This window comes from Falsiroseomonas sp. E2-1-a20 (genome assembly GCF_051433195.1).
GTDB lineage: Bacteria > Pseudomonadota > Alphaproteobacteria > Acetobacterales > Acetobacteraceae > Falsiroseomonas.
The window spans coordinates 76,024-96,937 of record NZ_JBHMFT010000002.1 but is presented as its reverse complement, the minus strand read 5'-3'; the positions used below and the strand labels follow the sequence as shown (position 1 = coordinate 96,937).

Annotated in this window: 16 protein-coding genes and 1 pseudogene; 14 read left to right on the top strand and 3 right to left on the bottom strand. The window is 71.2% G+C overall.

The features are described 5' to 3' along the window. Window positions 1-9: 9 nt before the first annotated feature. Window positions 10-843: an LOG family protein gene (locus ACFHPP_RS02900; RefSeq protein WP_437161764.1), complete on the top strand. Its 834-nt coding sequence runs from the start codon at window positions 10-12 to the stop codon at window positions 841-843. 499 nt (window positions 844-1,342) lie between these two features. Here ACFHPP_RS02900 and ACFHPP_RS02895 read toward each other — a convergent pair. Both ACFHPP_RS02895 and ACFHPP_RS02890 read right to left on the bottom strand, forming a co-directional pair. Next, window positions 1,343-1,624 (bottom strand): annotated as a pseudogene (locus tag ACFHPP_RS02895) (hypothetical protein); the annotation flags it as partial. 282 nt (window positions 1,625-1,906) lie between these two features. Further along, window positions 1,907-3,403, bottom strand: a complete 1,497-nt coding sequence (locus tag ACFHPP_RS02890) for a B12-binding domain-containing radical SAM protein (RefSeq protein WP_437161763.1) — start codon at window positions 3,401-3,403, stop codon at window positions 1,907-1,909. A 174-nt stretch (window positions 3,404-3,577) separates the two neighbouring features. On the opposite strand from ACFHPP_RS02890, the gene ACFHPP_RS02885 reads away from it, so the two are divergent. Genes ACFHPP_RS02885 through ACFHPP_RS02825 form a run of 13 tightly spaced genes read left to right on the top strand, consistent with a single transcriptional unit; the run spans window position 3,578 to window position 20,026 of the window. Then, complete coding sequence (locus ACFHPP_RS02885) at window positions 3,578-4,342, top strand: histidine phosphatase family protein (RefSeq protein WP_437161762.1); 765 nt, start codon at window positions 3,578-3,580, stop codon at window positions 4,340-4,342. Then, complete coding sequence (locus ACFHPP_RS02880) at window positions 4,339-5,259, top strand: NAD(P)H-hydrate dehydratase (protein ID WP_437161761.1); 921 nt, start codon at window positions 4,339-4,341, stop codon at window positions 5,257-5,259. The genes ACFHPP_RS02885 and ACFHPP_RS02880 overlap by 4 nt, the downstream gene beginning before the upstream one ends. Window positions 5,260-5,293: 34 nt before the next feature. Then, window positions 5,294-6,517 (top strand): ABC transporter substrate-binding protein, encoded by a 1,224-nt coding sequence (locus ACFHPP_RS02875; RefSeq protein ID WP_437161760.1) that lies wholly within the window; start codon window positions 5,294-5,296, stop codon window positions 6,515-6,517. Window positions 6,518-6,533: 16 nt separating this feature from the next. Beyond that, entirely contained in the window at window positions 6,534-8,387 is a 1,854-nt protein-coding gene (locus tag ACFHPP_RS02870; protein WP_437161759.1) for an ABC transporter permease, read from the top strand. Continuing rightward, entirely contained in the window at window positions 8,384-9,166 is a 783-nt protein-coding gene (locus ACFHPP_RS02865) for an ABC transporter ATP-binding protein (RefSeq protein WP_437161758.1), read from the top strand. Before ACFHPP_RS02870 ends, ACFHPP_RS02865 begins: the two co-directional genes overlap by 4 nt. Then, window positions 9,159-9,872 (top strand): ABC transporter ATP-binding protein, encoded by a 714-nt coding sequence (locus ACFHPP_RS02860; protein WP_437161757.1) that lies wholly within the window; start codon window positions 9,159-9,161, stop codon window positions 9,870-9,872. The genes ACFHPP_RS02865 and ACFHPP_RS02860 overlap by 8 nt, the downstream gene beginning before the upstream one ends. A gap of 3 nt (window positions 9,873-9,875) precedes the next feature. Continuing rightward, entirely contained in the window at window positions 9,876-11,906 is a 2,031-nt protein-coding gene (locus ACFHPP_RS02855) for a hydantoinase/oxoprolinase family protein (RefSeq protein ID WP_437161756.1), read from the top strand. Continuing rightward, window positions 11,903-13,576, top strand: a complete 1,674-nt coding sequence (locus ACFHPP_RS02850; protein WP_437161755.1) for a hydantoinase B/oxoprolinase family protein — start codon at window positions 11,903-11,905, stop codon at window positions 13,574-13,576. The genes ACFHPP_RS02855 and ACFHPP_RS02850 overlap by 4 nt, the downstream gene beginning before the upstream one ends. Next, the gene (locus ACFHPP_RS02845; RefSeq protein ID WP_437161754.1) at window positions 13,573-14,412 is read left to right on the top strand and encodes an FAD binding domain-containing protein; all 840 of its coding nucleotides are present in this window, start codon (window positions 13,573-13,575) and stop codon (window positions 14,410-14,412) included. Before ACFHPP_RS02850 ends, ACFHPP_RS02845 begins: the two co-directional genes overlap by 4 nt. Continuing rightward, a complete protein-coding gene (locus ACFHPP_RS02840) occupies window positions 14,412-17,099 on the top strand; it encodes a molybdopterin-dependent oxidoreductase (protein WP_437161753.1) in 2,688 nt (895 codons plus the stop codon). The genes ACFHPP_RS02845 and ACFHPP_RS02840 overlap by 1 nt, the downstream gene beginning before the upstream one ends. Continuing rightward, window positions 17,096-18,592 (top strand): 6-hydroxynicotinate reductase, encoded by a 1,497-nt coding sequence (locus tag ACFHPP_RS02835; protein ID WP_437161752.1) that lies wholly within the window; start codon window positions 17,096-17,098, stop codon window positions 18,590-18,592. The genes ACFHPP_RS02840 and ACFHPP_RS02835 overlap by 4 nt, the downstream gene beginning before the upstream one ends. Further along, the gene (locus ACFHPP_RS02830) at window positions 18,564-19,442 is read left to right on the top strand and encodes a UPF0280 family protein (protein WP_437161751.1); all 879 of its coding nucleotides are present in this window, start codon (window positions 18,564-18,566) and stop codon (window positions 19,440-19,442) included. Before ACFHPP_RS02835 ends, ACFHPP_RS02830 begins: the two co-directional genes overlap by 29 nt. Continuing rightward, window positions 19,439-20,026 carry an amino acid synthesis family protein gene (locus ACFHPP_RS02825; RefSeq protein WP_437161750.1) on the top strand — a complete coding sequence of 196 codons (588 nt, stop codon included), beginning with the start codon at window positions 19,439-19,441 and terminating at the stop codon, window positions 20,024-20,026. The genes ACFHPP_RS02830 and ACFHPP_RS02825 overlap by 4 nt, the downstream gene beginning before the upstream one ends. On the opposite strand, the gene ACFHPP_RS02820 is transcribed toward ACFHPP_RS02825, so the two are convergent. Beyond that, a complete protein-coding gene (locus tag ACFHPP_RS02820; RefSeq protein ID WP_437161749.1) occupies window positions 20,001-20,912 on the bottom strand; it encodes a GlxA family transcriptional regulator in 912 nt (303 codons plus the stop codon). The genes ACFHPP_RS02825 and ACFHPP_RS02820 overlap by 26 nt on opposite strands. Window positions 20,913-20,914 lie beyond the last annotated feature (2 nt).

Here is a 20,914-nt window from a genome sequence, read left to right as displayed (position 1 = left end):
GGCGCCCGAATGTCCGACCCGACGCAGCAGACCAGCAGCCCCAGCTACCGCCTCGCGGTGGAGGATCCGGACTTCCTGCTGCGCGACGAGATGCGCGCGGCCCGATTCGGCATGGAGTACCTGAAGGCCGAACTCGCCCTGCGGGACTGGGGCGTGCGATCGACCGTGGTGGTGTTCGGCAGCGCCCGGGTGCCGAGCCCGGAGGCGGCGGCCGAGGTACTGCGCGAGGCCGCGACGCCGGAGGCGCGCCGGCTGGCGCAGCGGCGCCTGGAATTCGCCGGGCATTATGAAGCGGCGCGCCACTTCGCCCGCATCGTCAGCCGGCGCGGCGGCGCCCTGGCCCAAGGTGGTGGCCCGCGGGACAACGTCATCGCCACCGGCGGCGGGCCGGGCATCATGGAAGCGGCCAACCGGGGCGCGGCGGATGTCGGCGCGCCGTCCATCGGCTTCAACATCACCCTGCCGGAGGAACAGGTGCCCAACGCCTACTCGACCCCGGCGCTGACCTTCCGCTTCCACTACTTCGCCATGCGCAAGATGCACCTGGCGATGCGGGCCAATGCGCTGGCGGTGTTCCCCGGCGGCTTCGGCACCTTCGACGAGCTGTTCGAGATCCTGACCCTGGTACAGACCCGCAAGGCCGGCCCGCTGCCCATCGTGCTGTTCGGCCGCGCCTATTGGCGGGAGGTGCTGAACCTGGAGGCCATGGCCGCCCACGGCATGATCGCCGAGCGCGACCTGGCGCTGTTCGAGATGGTGGACGAGCCGGAGGAAGGCTGGGCGACCCTGGTGCGACGCGGCCTGCGCGCCCACACCCCGCCGGCCGACCAGCCGGTGGCGTAGGTACCCTGCGCATCGGGTGCGGCGGGCAGCCAGGCGAGGCTGCCCGGTGGGGCGGCCAGCAACGCGGGCCAGTCCCGCGCCTTGCCCGGCTGCCGATCCAGCCGATCCGCCAGCCGCGCCAGCAGGCGGCGACAGCGCCGCCCGGCGCAGCCGGCCAGGGCCAGGCGGTGCCCCTCGCGCAGCAGGGTCTCCGCCCAATCCAGGAAGGCCTGTTCCGGCCGCTTCTGCCCGGGGAAGCGCGGCAGCCCGGCCTCGGTGGCGACCTCGCCAACAGCCTGCACCGCGCGGCCCTCCAGTGCGGCGATCCAGGCCGCCTCGTCCAGGTAAAGCTGGTCCGGCGGCCCCGCCTCGACCAGAGCGATGCGGGCAGCGAAACCTTCCGCGACCTCCGCGCGACGCTGGCGCAGGGCGGCATCCGTTCCCGCATCCAGGACGATCCGCGCCTGCGGCAACAGGGAAAGGGGGCGATGGCCCCGGCCGCATCCTCGGTGGCGGGGCCGAGACGCAGGGCTTCCGCCGTTTCCTCCAGGCTGCGCTGGGTCAGCGGGTCGTAGCACCGGATTTCCGCGATTCGGCCATCCTCGTGCCGGATGCGCCGGGCAGCGTCCTCCGCTGCCCAGGCGGGGAACAGGTCGAGGGTGCCGCCATGGATCGCGGCCTCGCCCGGCTCCTCATCCAGCCGGTAGCCCAGGGACTCGAGCGTGGCTTCCAACGCCGCCGCAGCGAACTCGGCGCCGACCCGCAGGACCAAGTCCACGGCCGGCGGGCCGAGGCGCTGCATGGCCGCCTCCGCCGGCAGCAGCAGCAGGCGCGGACCGGCTGTGACCCGCGAGAGTGCCGTTGCCGCGGCCATGCGCTGGCCGACGACGGCGCGGGAGGGGCTGGCGCGGCCATAGGGCGGCACATCCCAGCCGGGCAGCAACAGCACCTCCAGCGCCTCCGGGGCGAGCGCCTGCGCACCGCGGTGCAGGCGGGCGGCGCGAGCCTCGCCGCGGGCGATGAAGGCCAACAGGCGCGACCACGCCCGGTTCCCTGGATGCCGCGCCCACTGCCGAGCCCGTGGCTACAGGACACCTTCGAAAATCTCGGCCGCCGGATTCATCTTCTGGCGGTTGATCCTGTTCGAGACGGTGAGCAGCCTCCACAGCGCGCCGTGGAAGCCCGGCGCATGTTCAGCGCCGTTGTAATGCTCCAGCACCGCGTTTCGGGCATCGAGGGTCCTGAACCTGATGCCGGGAAATTTCCCGGGGCTTCGAAGCATCCGGTCATGAATCGGCGTACCGGGCATGACGGAGAAGCGATTGACCATCACGCGCTCGATTCCAAAGGCATGGGATTCGAGAAAGCGCGCCGTCTGCGCCAGGTCTGCCGGCGTCTCATTCGGATGCCCGACGATAACCGTGGTCCGCAGGCTGATTCCGGCGGCCGCGACATCGCGGATGAACTGCGAGGTGCGTGCCACGCGGGTTCCCTTCGCCATGGTGTTCAGCACGCGCTGGCTGCCCGATTCAAGGCCGGTCGTCATCCGCACCAGACCGGCGGCGCGCGCCGCGCGAAGCTCATCCAGGCTCAGCCCGTTGGCCTCCTCCAACCCGACATGGACGGAGGCGGTCCACCTCGCGCCCGGAACGCGCTTCGGCATCTGGTCGATCAGCGCATGCCAGACCGGCAGGCTGGAATTGAGCTTCAGGTCCAGCATCACGAACAGCTTCGCGTCGTGCCTGGCGGATTGGTAGCTGATCTCGTCGAGAACATTCCCGGGCGAGCGCGAGCGGAAGCTGCGGCCCGCAACGGTGGTCACGTCCGAGCAGAAGGTACACACCCCCCAGCCACACCCGCGACCGGTCATGATGGGCACGATCCGGTTCGGATACCTCTGCCAGGGGAAATCCGCGTAATCGGCGAAAGGCAGGCTGTCGAGGTCCCGCAGTGGCGGCCCAGGCTGGCGGTTGGAGCCCGCGGTCCATACCCCGGGAAATCCATCCAGCGCCGCCCTCGCAGTGGCGGCCTGCACCAGATCCGAAACGAAAGGCTCGGCCTCGCCCGCCACGACGGCCGAGACGCCGGGCAGCGCGAGCCAATCCGCAGCAATGGCGCGGTCGTTGAAGTAGCTTCCGCCGACGATGAGCGGCACGCCGCGCCGGGCGCACTCCATGGCCATCAGGCGCACGGCGTCCAGGTACATCGTGTAGGCAGAGACCAGCACGACATCAGGTCCTGCCTGGCCCAGCCGATCCCGGAACGCCTCGAAGATCCTGGTGGCAATCTTTTCGGTGTCGGGGCGGATGAGCCGCGCTGCCCGCGCGCGGACGCCGCGGACCAGCGCATTGCCACTCATCGCCGTCACGAGCCGCAGCATCGAGTCGATGTGCCCGAGGCGGTGCGACCGGCCAGCCCGGCCAAAGCCCGTGACACCGACCGAAAGAGGAGAGAAGACGGTAACCGCGTGTCCCGCGGCACGCAGGGCCGCACACAACATGCCGACCGCGATCGTCGGGTAATGCGCGAAGTTGTTGAGATCGACGATCAGGATGTTCTTCTTTTCGACGCGCCCCGGCATCGCCTCCTCCCCTTCCCATCCCTCCAGGCAACACTGGATCACGGTGGTCCGGCAAGCGCGGGATATTCCCCTGGGGCGCAGGGGCGGGGCTGGAAAGGTGCCTGGATCCCGGTCGGTGCCAACGCAGCCGCGGCCGCTGCGTTACCGAGGCTGAACCAGGATGGGGACAGCATCATGCAGCAGCGATGGCCGGACCGGTTGTGGGTGGTCCGCCACGGCGAGAGCAGCGGCAACGTGGCCCGCGACGCCGCGGACCTTGCCGGGCACACGCATATCGACATCGGCGGCCGCGACGTGGACGTGCCGTTGAGCGAGCTGGGCCGGCGGCAATCCGCCGCGCTCGGGCACTGGTTCGCGGCGATGCCGGCCGGGGCGCGGCCGGATGTGGTGCTGTCCTCCCCCTACCGCCGCGCGCGGCAGACCGCGGTGCTGGTGCAGGAGGCGGGGCGGCTGCCGGTGGACGCGCGCGACTTCGTGCTGGATGAGCGGCTGCGGGAGAAGGAGTTCGGCATCCTCGACCGCCTGACCCGCCACGGCATCGCGCACCACCATCCGGACCAGGCGGAGATGCGGCGCATCCTGGGCAAGTTCTACCATCGCGCGCCGGGCGGCGAGAGCTGGTGCGACGTGATCCTGCGGCTGCGCAGCGCGCTGGATACCATCTCGCTCCACCATGGCGGGTCGCGGGTGCTGCTGGTGGCGCACCAGGTGGTGGTGCTGTGCCTGCGGTATCTGCTGGAAGGCCTGACGGAGGAGGAGGTCCTGGCGATCGACCGCGAGGGCGACGTGGCCAATTGCGGCGTCACCGAATACGGCTTCGATGCCGGGCGCGGCCATGCCGGCGGGCTGGTGCTGCGGCGCTACAACTTCGTCGCGCCGTTGCAGGCCGAGGGCGCCGACGTGACGGCGGAGCCCGACGCGCCGATCGGTGCGCGATGAGCGGCGTAATTCCGGTGGATGCCGCGCTGCTGCGCGGGATTCCCCTGCCCCGGCACGATGATGGCGAGGACAAGGATGGGCGCGGCCGCGTGCTGGTGGTGGGCGGCAGCGTCGAGGTCCCCGGCGGCGCGCTGCTCGCGGGCGTGGCTGCGCTGCGCGCCGGGGCGGGCAAGCTGCAGATCGCCACCTGCCGCAGCGTCGCGCCGGCGCTGGCCGTGGCGGTGCCGGAAGCCCGTGTGATCGGGCTGGACGAGACCGCGGAAGGCGGCATCGCGGCGGGGGCGGCGGAGACGCTGGCCGGGCGCTGCGGCCGCTGCGATGCGCTGGTGATCGGCCCCGGCATGATGGATGGCGATGCAGCCGGTGCGCTGGCCGAGGCCCTGCTGGGGCACGGCATCGCCGAGGGCTTCGTGCTGGACGCCGCCGCGCTGTACGGGCTGCGCGGCATCGGCGCGCAGGCCGGGCGGGTGGTGCTGACGCCGCATGCCGGGGAGATGTCGCGGATGCTCGGCGTGACGCGGGAGGTGGTGCGGGCCGACCCGCTGGCCGCCGCGCGCCGGGCCGCTTCGGTGTTGCAGGCGGTGGTCGCGATGAAGGGCGCCTGCACCTATGTGGTCACGCCGCAGGGCCAGGCCTGGGCCTGCGACCGCGGCAAGGTCGGCCTCGCCACCAGCGGGTCCGGCGACACGCTGGCCGGCATCATCGGCGGGCTTCTGGCGCGTGGCGCGACGCCGCTGGCCGCGACGCTGTGGGGGGTGTTCCTGCACGCCGAGGCCGGGGCGCGGCTGGCCGGCACGCGTGGACGCGTGGGATTTCTCGCGCGCGAATTGCTGGCCGAGATACCGCCGGTCATGGCCGGCTTCGATACCGGGCAGGCGCGCGAAGAAAGCCGCTGGACCAAAGCCACGGCGACGTGAAGGATGGGCGCCATCCAGATTGAGGGCCCGAGGCATGGCTGGTTTCACATTCTCCCGGCGCGCAACCTTGTTGGCAGGCGCGGGGCTCGCGGCGGGGCTGCGGCCCGGGCTTGCCCCGGCCCAGGGCGCGCCAGTCAAGGTGGGGGAGCTGAACTCCTACAGCCGCATGGCCGCCTTCTCCGTGCCCTACCGCAACGCCATCCAGCTGGCGGTGGACCAGATCAACCAGGCCGGCGGCGTGATGGGCGGGCGGCCGCTGGAATTCGTCTTCCGGGACGATGGCAGCACGCCCGGCGATGCGGTGCGCGTGGCCGAGGATTTGCTGACGCGGGAGAACTGCGTGTTCCTCGCCGGCACCTTCCTGTCCAATGTCGGGCTGGCGGTGTCCGACTTCGCGAACCAGCGGAAGAAGCTTTTCCTGGCGACAGAGCCGCTGACCGATGCGCTGACCATGGCGCAGGGAAACCGCTACACCTTCCGCCTGCGGCCCTCCACCTACATGCAGACGCGGATGCTGACCGAAGCCGCGCGCGGCAAGACGGCGAAGCGCTGGGCGATCGTGGCGCCCAACTATGAATACGGGCAGTCGGCGGCGGCCAACTTCAAGCGGCTGATCGGCGAGAGCATCCCGGGTGTCGAGATCGTGGCGGAACAGTACCCCGCGCTCGGCCGCGTCGATGCCGGCGCCACGGTGGGCGCGCTGGCGCAGTCGCGGCCGGACGGCATCTTCAACGTGCTGTTCGGCGCCGACCTGACCGCCTTCGTGCGGGAGGGCAACACGCGCGGGCTGTTCGAGCGCCGGCTGGTGCTGTCCATGCTGACCGGGGAGCCGGAATACATGATCCCGCTCGGCGATGAATGCCCGGATGGCTGGATCGTCACCGGCTATCCCTGGGAACAGATCCAGGAAGCGCCGCACAAGGCCTATATCGAGGCCTATCGTGCCCGCTTCAACGACACGCCGCGCAAGGGCAGCCTGCTCGGCTACGTCACCGCGCAGGTGGTGGCGAACCTGCTGAACAAGGCGAACACGACGGAGACGGAAGCGCTGGTCGACGCCTTCCGCGACCTGCGGACGGACACCGTGGTGGGGCCGGTGCTGATGCGCGGCCTGGACCAGCAGGGCACCATGGGCACCTGGGTTGGGGAGACCGTGCTGCGCGGCCGCACCGGCACCATGCGCAATGCGCGCTACGCCGATGGCGCCGACTACATGTTCCCGGAAGCCGAGGTCCGGGCGGCGCGCCGTTCGGCCTGATCTGATTTAAGCCCTGATGGATTTCGGCTTCATCCTGGTCCAGTCCCTGTCGGGACTGGCCAGCGCCTCCTCGCTGTTCGTCATCGCCTCCGGCCTCACCCTGGTCTTCGGCGTCACCCGCATCGTCAACTTCGCGCATGGCAGCTTCTACATGCTCGGCGCCTATATGGCGGTGACGGTGGTGCCGTGGCTGCTCGAGATCGAGCGCTCGCCGCTGCTGTTCTTCACCGGCGTGCTGGTCTCGGCGGTGGCAGTCGGGCTGCTGGGCGTGCTCATGGAATTCCTGCTGCTGCGGCGGCTCTACAAGGTGCCGGAGCTGTTCCAGCTGCTCGCCACCTTCGGGGTGGTGCTGATGGTGCAGGATGCGGTGCTGCTGGTGTGGGGGCCGGTGGAGATCCCGGGGCCGCGTGCGCCGGGGCTGCGGCACGGGGTGGAAATCCTCGGCCAGCGCTTCCCGGCCTATGAGCTGTTCCTGATCTGCGTCGGGCCGGCGGTGCTCGGGCTGCTGTGGCTGCTGATGCACCGGACGCGGTTCGGCATCCTGATCCGTGCGGCGACGCGGGACCGGGAGATGGTGGGCGCGCTCGGCGTGAACCAGGCGATGCTGTTCACCGGCACGCTGTTCCTCGGCGCCTTCCTGGCAGGGCTCGGCGGCGCGTTGCAGATCCCGCGCGTCTCGGCCAATTCGCAGATGGACCTGTCGATCATCACGGAGGCCTTCGTCGTCACCGTCATCGGCGGCATGGGCTCGGTGCCCGGGGCCTTCATCGCGGCGCTGCTGATCGGGCAGCTGAACGCCTTCGGCGTGCTGATCTTCCCGAAGATCACGCTGGTGCTGGTGTTCCTGCTGATGGCCGCGGTGCTGGTGGTGAAGCCTTGGGGGCTGCTCGGGCGGCCGGAAGCGGCGGCGGGGCGGGCCTCCCTGCCCGAGGGCATCCTCGCGATCCCGCGCTTCGGGCGCGTGGAGAAAGCCATCGCCGCGCTCGCCATCCTGGCGACGCTGCTGGTTCCCCTGTTCGGTGACGCCTACACGGTAAAGGTGGCGACGGAGGTGTTGATCTTCGCGCTCGCCGCCTTCTCGCTGAACTTCCTGGTCGGCAATGGCGGCATCGTCTCCTTCGGCCATGCCGCCTATTTCGGATTGGGCGCCTATGCGGCGGGGCTGCTGGTGACGAAGGGCGGCTTTTCCATGGAGCCGGCGCTGATCGCGGCGCCGATCGTGGGCGGTGCCTTCGCGGCGCTGTTCGGCTTCTTCGTGGTGCGGCTGTCCGGCATCTATTTGGCGATGCTGACGCTCGCCTTCGCGCAGATCGCCTACGCCGTCTGCTTCCAGTGGGTGGAGGTGACGGGCGGCGACAACGGCGTGGTCGGCGTCTGGCCCAGCGAATGGGCCCGGGCGCGGGAGGTGTTTCATTATCTCGTCGCCGCCTGCTGCATCCTCGGCATCGCGGCGCTGCGCCACGTGATCTACGCGCCCTTCGGCGCGACGCTGCGGGCGGTGCGGGATTCGGAACAGCGGGCCAATGCCATCGGCATCGATGGCCGCACGCATCGCTGGCTGGCCTTCACCCTGGCCGGCGCGGCGGCGGGGCTGGCCGGCGGGCTGTATGCGTTCTCCAAGGGCTCGATCGACCCGACGCTGCTGGGCATCCCGATGTCGGTCGATTTCCTGGCGATGATCCTGCTCGGCGGCATCCAGACCGTGATGGGCGCGGTGGCGGGTGCGGCGGCGTTCCATTCCATCAAGGACTTCTTCATGCCGCTGACCGACTTCTGGCGGTTCTTCCTGGGCGCCTCCATCATCGCGCTGGTGCTGATTTTCCCGCGCGGCCTGGGCGGCGCCTATGGCGCGCTGCGGAGGCGGGCATGACGCTGCTTGCGGTCGAGGGCCTGAACAAGAAGTTCGGCGGCGTCGTCGCGGCGAAGGATGTCTCCTTCGCGCTGGTGGCGGGGGAGATGCTGGCGATCATCGGGCCGAACGGGGCCGGCAAATCCACCACCTTCAACATGGTCGGCGGGCAGTTGCCGCCGGATAGCGGGCGGGTGGTGCTGGCCGGGCAGGACATCACCGGGCAGTCGCCGCGGCTGGTCTGCCGGCTCGGCGTCGGTCGCACCTTCCAGGTGGCGCAGACCTTCCTGTCCATGTCCGTGGTCGGCAACGTGCAGATGGCGCTGATCGCGCATCACGGGCGGACGCGGGACGTGGTGGCGCAGGCGGCGGCGCTGTACCGGGCGGAGGCGGTGGCGCTGCTGGACCGCGTCGGCATGGCGGCGGAGGCCGACCGTCCGATCGGCGAGCTGGCCTATGGCGACGTCAAGCGCGTGGAACTCGCCATCGCGCTGGCCGCCTCGCCCAGGCTGCTGCTGATGGATGAGCCCACCGCCGGCATGGCGCCCCGCGAAAGGGCCGCGCTGATGCAGTTGACGGCGAACATCGCGCGGGAACACGGCATCGGCGTGCTGTTCACCGAACACGACATGGATGCGGTCTTCGCCCATGCCGACCGCATCCTGGTGCTGGTGCGCGGCGAGGTGATCTCGGAGGGATCGCCCGAACAGGTGCGTGCCGATCCAGAGGTGCAGCGCGTCTATCTCGGCAGTTCGGGCCACAAGGCCGCGCTGCGGGCCAGGCGCGCGGCGCATGGCTGAGCCGGTGCTGGAACTGTCCGGCGTGACCGCGGGCTACGGGCCGGCGGAGGTGCTGTTCGGCGTCGACCTTTCGTTGCATCGCGGCGAGGTCGCGGCGCTGATGGGGCGCAACGGCGCGGGCAAGTCCACCACGCTGAAGGCGATTATGGGGATGCTGCCGCCACGGTCCGGCCAGGTGCGCTTCGCCGGCGCCGACATCACCGGCTGGGCGCCCTACCGCATCGCCCGCGCCGGCCTCGGCTACGTGCCGGAGGACCGGCGCATCTTCACCGACCTGACGGTGGCGGAGAACCTGGAGGTGGGCCGGCGCGCGGCACGCGGCGGACGCGCGGCGTGGACCGTGGAACGGCTCTACGAGATCTTCCCCAACCTGGCGGAAATGCGCGGGCGGCGGGCGGCCGCCATGTCGGGCGGCGAGCAGCAGATGCTGACCATCGCGCGCACGCTGATGGGCAACCCGGATGCGGTGCTGCTGGACGAACCCTCGGAAGGCCTGGCACCGGTGATCGTGGAGTTGATGGCGGAAGCGGTGCTGCGGATGAAGGAGGAAGGGCTGGCCGTGCTGCTCTCCGAACAGAGCCTGGACTTCGCCGCAGCCGTGTCGGACCGCGCCTACGTCATCGAGAAGGGCAGCATCCGCTTCGCCGGCAGCATGGCGGCGCTGGAGGCCGACGAGGCCATCCGCACCACCTACCTGACGGTGTAGGCGATGGCGCGGATCACGGCCGGCATCGATGTCGGCGGCACTTTTACCGATTTGCTGCTGCAACGCGCCGATGGCTCGGTCGCGCTGGCCAAGGTGCCGACCACGTCGCCGAACCAGGCGGATGGCGTGCTGGCGGCGATCGAGGCGGCGGGGGCGACGCCGGCCGGGCTCGACCTGATCATCCACGGCACCACGGCGACGACGAACGCGGTGCTGGAACGCAAGCTGGCCAAGGTCGGGCTGATCACCACCGAGGGATTCCGGGACGTGCTGGAACTCGGGCGCCGCACCCGGCCGCACGCCTATGGCATGACCGGCGGGTTCGAGCCGCTGGTGCCGCGCGAATGGCGGCGGGAGGTGCCGGAACGCATGGATGCGCGCGGCGGCGTGGTGACGCCGCTCGATGAGGCGGCGGTGGCGAGGGAGGTGCATGCGCTGCTGGCCGAGGGCTGCGAGGCGCTGGTGGTGCATTTCCTGCACGCCTACGCCAACCCCGCGCATGAACGCAGCGCCGGCGAGATTGCCCGGGACATCTGGCCGAACGCCTATGTCACGCTGGGGCACGAGCTGCTGTCCGAGTTCCGCGAATACGAGCGCGGCACCACGGCCGCCGTGAACGCGGCGGTGCAGCCGGTGCTGGATCGCTACATCACGCGCCTGCAGGCCGAACTGGCGGCACGCGGCCACCGGCGCGACCTGCTGGTGATGAACGGCAATGGCGGCACCGTGTCCGCGAAGCTCGTGGCGCGGGAGGCGGCGAAGACCGTGATGTCCGGACCCGCCTCCGGCGTCATGGCGGCGGCGGCGACGCTGGTGCAGTCCGGGCTGGGCCACGCCATCACCTACGACATGGGCGGCACCTCCACCGACGTCGCGCTGATCGCCGGCGGGGTGCCGGAGGTTTCGGCGGAACTGTCGATCGCCTACGGCCTGCCGATCCACCTGCCGATGGTGGATGTGCGGACCGTCGGCGCCGGCGGCGGGTCGATCGCGGGCCTGGACCGGGCGGGGATGCTGCGGGTGGGGCCGGAAAGCGCCGGCAGCCTGCCGGGGCCGATCTGCTTCGGGCGCGGCGGCACGCGGCCCACCATCACGGATGCGAATCTGGTGCTGGGCCGGCTCGACCCGGCGCGGCTGCTCGCAGTGCGCGACGCGGTGCCGATGGAACGGGTGCGGGAGGCGTTTGCGCGGGAGATCGGCGAGCCATTGGGGATGAGCGTGGAGCAGGCCGCCGAGGCGACGCTGCGGCTGGGCAACGTGCACATGACGGGGGCCATCCGGCTGGTCTCGCTGTCGCGCGGGCATGATCCGCGCGACTTCTGCCTGTTCGCCTTCGGCGGCGCCGGGCCGCTGCATGCGGTGGCGCTGGCGCGGGAGATCGGCATCCCGATGGTGCTGGTGCCGGCGCGGCCGGGGCTGACCAATGCGCTGGGCTGCCTGGTGGCCGATTTGCGGCAGGATGCGGTGAACACGCTGAACCGCGGGCTGGACGACATCGCCGAGGACGAGATCGCGCAGACCCTGGCCGCACAGCGCGACCGCGCGCTGGCCGTGGTGCTGGCGGACAGCGGCGAGGTGGAGCGGACGGAGGTGCTGCACGCGGCGGACATGCAGTTCCGCGGCCAGACCCACCTGATCCGCGTCGCCCTGCCCCGCCCGGACATGGCGCGCGCCGAAATCCAGGCGGCCTTCGAGGCGGCGTATTTCGCCCGCTTCCAGGTGCATCTGCCGGAGATCCGCGCCGTGCTGGTGAATTTGCTGACCACCGTCATCGGCCGCCGCCATGCCTTCCCGCTTTCCGCGCTGCTCGATCCTGCCGCACGCCACGGCGATGCGCGGGTCGGCGAACGCGCGCTGTATGCGGAGGGCGCCTGGCACCAGGCCGTGATCTGGCAGCGCGAAAAGCTGGCGGAAGGCGCGCGCATCGCGGGTCCCGCCATCATCCAGCAGGCCGATGCGACGACGGTGCTGGAGCCAAGGTCCGAGGCGGTGGTCGATGCCATCGGCAATCTGCGAATCGCGGTGCTGCCATGACGGATGCCCTGACGATGGCGGTGATCCAGGCCGGGTTGCAGCAGGTCTGCAACGAGATGGACATCGCCTTCTCCCGCGCCGCCTTCTCGCCCGTCATCGCGGAGGCGGATGACCGGTCGGACGGCATCTACGCGGCGGAGGATGGCGCGCTGATCGCGCAGGGCGAACTCGGCCTGCCGGTCTTCGTCGGCACCATGGCGCATTCGGCGGCGCATCTGGTGCGGTTGATCGGGGAAGGCGCTGTGGCGGCGCCGGAGCCGGGCGACGTCTACATCGTCAACGACCCGTATCTCGGGGGCACGCATCTGATGGATGTGCGCTTCGCCCGGCCGTTCTTCGTCGATGGTGCGCTGTTCTGCTGGTTGCAGAACACCGGGCACTGGCCGGACATCGGTGGCATGGTGCCGGGCGGGTTCTCGGCGCATGCGACGGAGGTCGAGCAGGAGGGCCTGCGGCTGCCTCCCGTGAAGCTGTTCAAGCGGGGCGTGCTGGACCGCGAGATCCTGTCGATCATCCAGTCCAACATCCGCGTCGCCGACCAGCGCATCGGCGACATCAAGGCGCAGGCCGCGGCGCTGCTGGTGGGCGAGTCCCGATTGAACGAAATGGTGGCGCGCTACGGTGCCGAAACGCTGCGCGATGCCATCGCCGGCATCCGCGCGCGCGCGGCGGAACGCATGCTGGCGGAGATCCGGCGTATTCCGGATGGGGTCTATCTCGCCGAGACGTTCGTCGATTCCGATGGCGTGGTGGACGCGCCGCTGCGCATATCGCTGGTGGTGACACGGCAGGGCGATGAGTTGGTCTTCGACCTGTCCGGCTCCTCCCCGCCCTGCCAGGGGCCGATGAACTCGGTCTGGGCCACGACCTGTTCGGCCGTCTATCTCGCGATGAAGCACATCTTCCCGGACGTGCCGATCAACGCCGGTACCTTCGCGCCGCTGCGCGTGCTGCGGCCGGAAGGCACCTTCCTCGATGCCCGCTACCCGCGCCCGGTCTCCGGCTGCGCGGCGGAGGTTTCGCAGCGCATCGCGGAGGCGGTGTTCCTCGCCATCGTGCAGGCGCTGCCTGGCGAGGTCTGGGCGGCACCGGCCGGCACTTCCGGCAATTTCGCACTCGGCGGCTTCGATCCGGCGCGTAACGCCGGCTACGTGATGTACCAGATCACCGGCGGCGGCTATGGCGGCACGCAGGGCGCGGATGGGTTGACGAATGGCTGTTCCACCATCGGCATCAGCAAGACAGCGCCGGTGGAAGTCATAGAACAGTACTACCCCGTGCTGTTCCGCCGCTTCGCGTTGCGCGAAGGCTCCGGCGGCGCGGGAATGCGGCGCGGCGGATTCGGCGTACATTACGAGGTGGAGTTGCTGCGCGGGGAGGCCAAGGCGAGCTTCGTGATGGACCATGGCCGCTTCGGCCCGCCCGGCGTGCTCGGCGGTGGCGACGGCGCGCCCAACGTGGTGAAGCTGCATCGCGGCGGCACCACCACCATCCCGCTGCACCTGTCCAAGGACCAGGGCCTGCGGATGCAGCCGGGCGACCGGGTGGAGGTGATGACGCCGGGCGGCGGCGGCTATGGCAACCCGCGCGACCGCGACCCGGCGCTGGTCGCGCAGGACGTCCGGCGCGGCTACTACACCGCCGAACAGGCCAAGGCGCTGTGGGGATGACGGCCTACCATCGCCCCGCGACGCTGCAGGAAGCCCTGGCCATCCGTGCCGCGCGGGACGTGGCCGTGCTGGCCGGCGGCACCGACATCTTCCCCGCCCGCACCGCGCGCGCCGCCTGGGGCGACCCGACGCATCGGGACGTGCTGGACCTAACCGCCATACACGGCCTGGACCGCATCGAGGCGACGACGCAGGGCTGGCGCATCGGCTGCCTGGTGACCTGGACCGCGCTGATGCAGGCGGCGCTGCCGCCGGTCTTCGACGGGCTGCGCGCGGCTTCGCGCGAAATCGGCGGGATGCAGGTGCAGAACCGCGGCACGTTGGTGGGCAACCTGGTCACCGCCTCCCCGGCCGGGGATGGCATCCCGAACCTGCTGGCGCTGGACGCGTCGGTGGAACTCGCTTCACCGCGCGGCGTGCGGGTGCTGCCTTTGGCAGACTTCGTCACGGGCTACCGCGCCACGGCACTGGCGGCGGACGAACTGGTGACGGCGCTGCTGGTGCCGCGGCTGGATGGCGGGCGCGGGGCCTTCCGCAAGCTGGGCGCGCGGCACTACCTGGTGATCTCCATCGCCATGGCGGCCGGTGTGGTGGCCACGGATGCGGCGGGGCGCATCACCACGGCGCGCATCGCGCTCGGCGCCTGTTCGGCGGTGGCGCAGCGGCTGCCGGGGCTGGAGGCGGCGCTGTCGGGCGTGGCGCTGCGGGATGCGGCCGGGGTGCCGCAGCCGGCGCATCTCGAAAACCTGGCGCCGATCGACGATATCCGCGCCAGCGCCGCCTATCGCCGCGACGCGGCGCTGGTGCTGCTGCGGGACCTGCTGGAGGCGTTGTGATGATCGACCTCGCCTTCACGCTGAACGGCGCATCCTGCACCGTCACCGCGCCGCCCTTCGCGCCGCTGTCGGATACGCTGCGCGAACGGCTCGGCCTGACCGGCACGAAGGAGGGCTGCAACGCCGGCGATTGCGGCGCCTGCACCGTGCTGGTGGACGGCGCCCAGGCCTGCGCCTGCCTGATCCCGAGCGCCCAGGCGGCGGGCGCCGACATTGCCACGGTGGAAGCGATTTCCGGCGAAGTTGGTGCGGTGCTGGCGCGGCTGCGCGCGGCCTTCCTGGCGCATGGCGCGGCGCAATGCGGCATCTGCTCGCCGGGGATGCTGATGGCGGCGGCGCATCTGCTGCTGCGGGATGCGTCGCCGGATCGGCCGGCGGTGCGGGATGCGCTGGGTGGCGTGCTGTGCCGCTGCACGGGCTATGTGAAGATCCTCGATGCGGTGCTGGATGCGGCACGCGGCGGCACGCCAGCGGCGCCGATGCCGCAGGTGGGCGCTGCGGTCGGCGCCGATGTGGCGCGGCTGGATGGCGTGGCGAAGCTGGATGGCACGGACCGCTTCGGCGCCGATGCCGCGCCGATGGACGCGCTGTGGCTGCGCGTGGTGCGGTCGCCGCATGCCAGCGCACGCTTCGAACTCGGGGCGCTGGATGCGGCGCGGCTGGGGCTGGAGGCCATCCTGACGGCCGCCGACGTGCCGGGCCTCAATGCCTTCGGCATCATGCCGAACCTGAAGGACCAGCCGGTCTTCGCGGAGGGCCTCGTGCGCTTCCGTGGCGAGGCGGTGCTTGGGCTGGTCGGGACTCGTGACGCCGTGGCGGCGGTGCGGGATGCGGACCTGCCGATCACCTGGCACCCCCTGCCCGCGCTGCATGGCACGGAAGCCGCGCGGGCGTCGGGTGCGCCACAGTTGCACGGCCACGCGCCGGGCAACCTGCTGGTCGAGGGCCGCCTGAAGCGCGGCAGCGTCGCGCCCGGCTTCGTGACAGCCGAGGGAGATTTCCGCACCGGCTTCGTCGAGCACGCCTACATCGAACCCGAGGCCGGCCACGCCTTCCCCACCGAGGACGGCATGACGGTCTTCGCCTGCACCCAGGCGCCCTACATGGACCGGGAGGAAACGGCGCGCGTGCTGGGCGTGGCCGAAGGCGCGGTGCGCATCATCCCGAGCGCCTGCGGCGGCGGCTTCGGCGGCAAGCTGGATGTCTCCGTGCAGCCGCTGCTGGCCGTGGCCGCGCGCAAGGTCGGGCGGCCGGTGCGGATGGTGTATTCGCGGGCCGAGAGCATGGCCTCCACCACCAAGCGGCACCCGGCGGCGATCAGCGCGCGGATGTCGGCGGATGCGGAGGGCCACTTCACCAGCTACGAGATGGACGCCGATTTCAACACCGGGGCCTATGCCAGCTGGGGCGCCACGGTTGCCAATCGCGTGCCGGTACACGCCGGCGGTCCCTACCGCATCGCCAACCTGCGCAACCGGGCCCGGGCCCTCTACACCAACGACACCCCCGCCGGCGCGTTTCGCGGGTTTGGCGTGCCGCAGGCGGCGATCGCGACGGAGTCGCTGGTGGATGACCTGGCGGCACAGCTCGGGCTGGACCGGTGGGAAATCCGGCGCCGCAACGCCATCGGGCGCGGCGATGCGACGCATAGCGGCCAGGTGCTGCAAGCCTCGGCCGGGCTGCCGGAATGCCTGGATGCGCTGAAGCCGGGGTGGGAGGCGATGCTGGCCGAAGTCGCCGCGTACAACGTGGATGCGCCACGGCTGCGGCTCGGCGCCGGCATCGCCTGCATGTGGTATGGCTGCGGCAATACCAGCATGTCCAATCCCTCCCGCATGCGGGTCACGCTGGGGCGGGACGGGGCGCTGACCCTGTTCAACGGTGCCGTCGATATCGGACAGGGCAGCATCACGGTGATGGCACAGATCTGCGCCGATGCGGTGGGACTGCCATTGGAGAAATTCCGCTTCGTGCTGGGCGATACGGCGCTGACGCCGGATGCCGGCAAGACCAGCGCATCCCGCCAGACTTTCGTGAGTGGCCGCGCGGCGATGGAGGCCGGGCTCGACCTGCGCCGCCGCATCCTGGCGCTGGCCAATGCGGGCGAGGATGCGCGGCTGGTGCTGGAGGGCACGCGGCTGCGCGTCGGCGAGGCGCGGGTGATCGACCTGACCGCGCTGGAGGCCGAGCTGGAAGGCCAGGGCCGCTACGACCCGCCGACCACGGCGCTGGATGCGGATGGCCAGGGCACGCCCTACGCCACCTACGGCTTCGCCGCGCAGATCGCGCTGGTGGCGGTGGATACCGCGCTGGGCACCGTGAAGGTGCGCCGCATCGTCGCGGCGCAGGATGTCGGCCGCGCCATCAACCCGACCCTGGTGCTGGGCCAGATCCATGGCGGCATCGCCCAGGGCCTCGGCCTGGCGCTGATGGAGGAGTTCATCCCGGGCCGCACCGAGAACCTGCACGACTACCTGATCCCGACCGCGGGCGACGTGCCGGAGATCAAGGTTCACCTGATCGAGGACCCCGAGCCCGAAGGTCCGTACGGGGCAAAAGGTGTCGGCGAGCCGGCGCTGGTGCCGACCGCGCCCGCCATCCTGTCCGCCATCCGCCACGCCACCGGCGTGACGATGCGCCAGGTGCCCGTGCTGCCGCACCGGCTGTGGGAGGCGCTGCGGGCATGAGCGACCACACCAGCCCGGAGGCACGCTCGCGAAAATTCGGCGCGGCGGAGGGCGACCTGGGCATCGTGCGCTGCGATGCCTGCCCGGTGCTGTGCCGCATCCGCCCCGGCCGCAGCGGCGCCTGTTCGCGCTATGCCAACGAGGACGGGCAGCTGGTGCGCACCGACCAGGCGGTGGCGCTGGCGCGGGCGGTGGAAAGCGGCGCGCCGGTGGTGCCCTTCGCCGAGGCCGGTTGGGATGGGCAGTTGCTCGACCCGTCCCGCGCCTTCGTCACCGGCATCGGCGCCGGCACCACCTATCCGGACTACAAGCCGGCGCCCTTCATCGTCGGCGGCAGCCATGCGGGGGTGGATACCGTCACCATCGTGACGGAGGGAATCTTCAGCTACTGCGGCGTCAAGGTGAAGATCGACACCGACCGGCACCTGGGCCCGGAAGCCGCGGCGGTGCGCTGCAACGGCGAACAGGTCGGCCACGTCACCACCGCCGAATACGGTAGCCAGATGCTGTCGCTCGGCGGCGTGCGGCACCTGACGGGCGGCAGCAAGCGGGAAGGCACCACCACCTGCGACACGCTGCTGAAGCTGTGCGGCGGGGATGCGGTGGAACTCGCCATCGATGGCGGGCATGCGGTACGGGTGCAGGCAGGCCAGGCGCCGGTGGTGGATGGCAAGCCGGAACAGCGCATGCGCGTCGGCTGCGGCAGCGCCACCATTGGCATCTTCGCGCAGCAATGGCTCGGCCACGCGGATGAGGTGATCGTGGTGGACGACCACATCACCGGCGTGCTGTCGGAACACCAGGCCGGCAAGGTGCTCGGCATGCGGCCCACCGGCATCCGCCTGCGCGGCCGGCGTTCCACACCCGGGCGGTATTTCCAGGTGGCGCAGCCGGGGCTGGGCTGGGGCGGGACGGATATCAGCGATCCGCTGTCGATCATCGAGAAGATCGACCCGGCGGTGGCCTGGCCGGGGCTGCGCCTGCTGCTGACCTCCACCACCGGGGAGGATGCGCTGTGGTGCGTGCTGGACGACCAGCTTCGGCCAATTCCGGCGGAGATGCCGGCGGATGTCGCGAAGGTTGTCGAGCGGATCGGCGAGAATTGCGAACCCTCGCTCTGCACCGTCATCTTCATGGCGGGCGCCGGCGGCTCGCTGCGCGCCGGTGTCACGGAAAATCCCGTGCTGCTGACGCGCAGCGTCGCCAGCGGCGAGACGCGCGTCACCATGGGCGGCGCGCCGGTGTATCTGTGGCCCGGCGGCGGCATCACCGTGATGGCGGATGTGCTGCGCCTGCCGAAGCGCGCCTTCGGCTTCGTGCCGACCCCGGCGCTCGTTGCCCCCATCGAATTCACGCTGCCGCGCGCACTGTACGAACGGCTCGGCGGGCATATGGGGGAGATCGTGCCGGTGGAGGAGCTGCTGCGCGGCCTTGGCGCGCAGCTGCGGGTGGAGGGGTGGCAGGATGGCAATCCCTGGCCCTTCCCGGGTTGAACCCGCGATCCAGCGGCTGCACGGGGACAGGCTGCACCTGCAGCACGGCCCGATCGACGTGGTGCTGCGCGCCTGGGGCAGCCCTGGCGATATCCGCGCGGCGGAGGCGGCGGCGGCCGCGCGGTTCCGCGGAATCCTGCCGGAACTGGCGTCCGAACTTCCGCTGCTGCGACAGCCGGTCTCCGCGGTACCGCGCGGCGCCGTCGCGCGGCGGATGCACGCGGCCTGCCTGTCCTTCGCAGACGGAGGAACATTCGTGACGCCGATGGCCGCGGTGGCCGGCGCCGTGGCGGATGCGCTGCTGGCCGAGATGCGCGCGGCGGCGCCGGGGCTGGCGCGTGCCTTCGTCAACGATGGCGGCGACATCGCCGTGTTCGCGGGCGAGGGCCTGTCGATCGGCATGGTGGCCGACCCCACGCCCGGCTTCGGCTTCGATGGCGCGCTGCGGCTGCACGCGCGGGATGGGATCGGCGGCATCGCCACCTCCGGCCGGCACGGGCGGTCCTTCTCGCTCGGCATCGCCGATGCGGTGACGGTGCTGGCGCGGGATGCCGCGACGGCGGATGCGGCGGCGACTCTTGTCGCCAACGCCGTGGATTGCGGCAGCCCCGCCATTTCCCGGATGCCGGCGGAGGCGTTGGACCCGGACAGCGACCTCGGCCCGCGGCTCGTCACCACCGATGTCGGTGTGCTGACCGCGGACGAGATCGCCGCCGCGCTGGAGGCCGGGGCCGCGCGCGCGGAGGCCTGGTGCCGATCCGGCCTGATCCGCGCCGCCGCCATCCGCCTGTGCGGCCACCACCGGCTGGCCGGCGCCCCGCTTCACCTGCTGACGGAACCCACCGCATGACCGAGACGCTCGCCATCCGGAAAACCGTGCTCTGCGTCGAGGAGATCCGCCACGATGGCGGCCCGCCGCTGGCAACGCCGCTGCGCAAGGGCTGGTGCGCCGTGGTGCTGCGCAACCCCTTCGCGGGTCGCCACGAGCCGGAGCTGATGTGGATGATGGAGGCGATGAAGCCGATCGGGCTGATGGTGGCGGAGCGGCTGCTGGCGGGCCTCGGCGGCGACCCGGCCATGATCGAGGCCTACGGCAAGGGCGGCGTTGTCGGCACCGCGGGAGAGCTTGAGCATGGCGCGCTGTGGCATGTGGCCGGCGGCTATGCGATGCGCGGGCTGCTCGGCCAGGCGCTGTCCATCGTGCCGTCGATGACCAAGGTCGGCCCGATGGGCGCGATGCTGGACCTGCCCATCCACCACCGCAACGCCGCCTATGTGCGCAGCCATTTCGACGGCATCTCCTGCGTCGTGCCGGATGCGCCGCGGGCGGACGAGATCCTGTTCGCGCTGGCGATGACCACCGGCGGCCGGCCGCATGCGCGGGTCGGTGGCCTGACGCAGGCGGAGATCAGCCGGTGGGATGGCCAGCTGTAGGCCGTCCCCGGTCCTGCCGGGGCGAACGCCCGAAGCGCGCGGTGTAGCTGCGGGAGAAATGCGCCGCGCTGACGAAGCCGCAGGCCATGGCGGTGTCGAGCACCGACAACGGCGTCTGCCGCAGCAGGCGGCGCGCATGGTCGAGCCTCAGGCCCAGGTAATGCGCGCTGATGGTGCGGCCGAGATGGCTGCGGAACAGCCGCTCGAGCTGCCGCACCGAAAGCCCGGCGAGGCGGGCCAGTTCCTCCCGCGGCAGCGGCGCCTCGATGCTGCGTTCCATCTGGTCCAGCACCGCCAGCAGGTCGGGGTGACTGGTCGCGTAGCGCTCCCGCAGGCTCATCCGCTGCGGCTCGTCGGCGGCGCGCGGGCGGGTGTGCAGGAACCATTCCGCCACCGCATGCGCCAGCGCGCGGCCCTGCGCCGCCTCGATCAGCGCCAGCATCATGTCCAATGCCGCGGTGCCGCCGGCGCTGGTGCAGCGGTCGCGGTCGATCTCGTACAGCGAACGGGTGAGGTGCAGGCGCGGGAAGCGCTCCGCCATCGCCGGGATGTAGTCCCAATGCGCGGTGCAGCGGTAGCCGGCCAGCAGCCCGGCGCGCGCCAGTACGTAGGAGCCGCCGGAGATGCCGCCGATGCAGGTGCCGCGCGCGGCTTCGGCACGTAGCCAGGCGAATGTCGCCGGGTCCTCGAAGGCCGCGGGATTGCCGCCGGCGCAGACGAACACGGCGTCCAGCCTGCCGGGTTGCGCCAGGCTCTGGCTTGCACCGTGGTCGGCCAGGATGGACACGCCGTTGGAAGCCCGCACCGGCCCGCCATCCGGCGAGACATGCACCCATTGGTACAGCGTGGTGCCCGCCAGGTCGTTGGCTGCGCGGAATGGCTCCATGC

Bases quoted from the DNA above. Each gene is read 5' to 3' on its own strand.
- ACFHPP_RS02900 (WP_437161764.1), top strand. From the start codon at position 10: ATGTCCGACCCGACGCAGCAGACCAGCAGCCCCAGCTACCGCCTCGCG.
- ACFHPP_RS02865 (WP_437161758.1), top strand. From the start codon at position 8,384: ATGACGCTGCTTGCGGTCGAGGGCCTGAACAAGAAGTTCGGCGGCGTC.
- ACFHPP_RS02830 (WP_437161751.1), top strand. From the start codon at position 18,564: ATGGCAATCCCTGGCCCTTCCCGGGTTGAACCCGCGATCCAGCGGCTG.
- ACFHPP_RS02820 (WP_437161749.1), bottom strand. From the start codon at position 20,912: ATGGAGCCATTCCGCGCAGCCAACGACCTGGCGGGCACCACGCTGTAC.
- ACFHPP_RS02825 (WP_437161750.1), top strand. From the start codon at position 19,439: ATGACCGAGACGCTCGCCATCCGGAAAACCGTGCTCTGCGTCGAGGAG.
- ACFHPP_RS02885 (WP_437161762.1), top strand. From the start codon at position 3,578: ATGCAGCAGCGATGGCCGGACCGGTTGTGGGTGGTCCGCCACGGCGAG.
- ACFHPP_RS02890 (WP_437161763.1), bottom strand. From the start codon at position 3,403: ATGCCGGGGCGCGTCGAAAAGAAGAACATCCTGATCGTCGATCTCAAC.
- ACFHPP_RS02855 (WP_437161756.1), top strand. From the start codon at position 9,876: ATGGCGCGGATCACGGCCGGCATCGATGTCGGCGGCACTTTTACCGAT.
- ACFHPP_RS02875 (WP_437161760.1), top strand. From the start codon at position 5,294: ATGGCTGGTTTCACATTCTCCCGGCGCGCAACCTTGTTGGCAGGCGCG.
- ACFHPP_RS02840 (WP_437161753.1), top strand. From the start codon at position 14,412: ATGATCGACCTCGCCTTCACGCTGAACGGCGCATCCTGCACCGTCACC.
- ACFHPP_RS02880 (WP_437161761.1), top strand. From the start codon at position 4,339: ATGAGCGGCGTAATTCCGGTGGATGCCGCGCTGCTGCGCGGGATTCCC.
- ACFHPP_RS02835 (WP_437161752.1), top strand. From the start codon at position 17,096: ATGAGCGACCACACCAGCCCGGAGGCACGCTCGCGAAAATTCGGCGCG.
- ACFHPP_RS02860 (WP_437161757.1), top strand. From the start codon at position 9,159: ATGGCTGAGCCGGTGCTGGAACTGTCCGGCGTGACCGCGGGCTACGGG.
- ACFHPP_RS02845 (WP_437161754.1), top strand. From the start codon at position 13,573: ATGACGGCCTACCATCGCCCCGCGACGCTGCAGGAAGCCCTGGCCATC.
- ACFHPP_RS02850 (WP_437161755.1), top strand. From the start codon at position 11,903: ATGACGGATGCCCTGACGATGGCGGTGATCCAGGCCGGGTTGCAGCAG.
- ACFHPP_RS02870 (WP_437161759.1), top strand. From the start codon at position 6,534: ATGGATTTCGGCTTCATCCTGGTCCAGTCCCTGTCGGGACTGGCCAGC.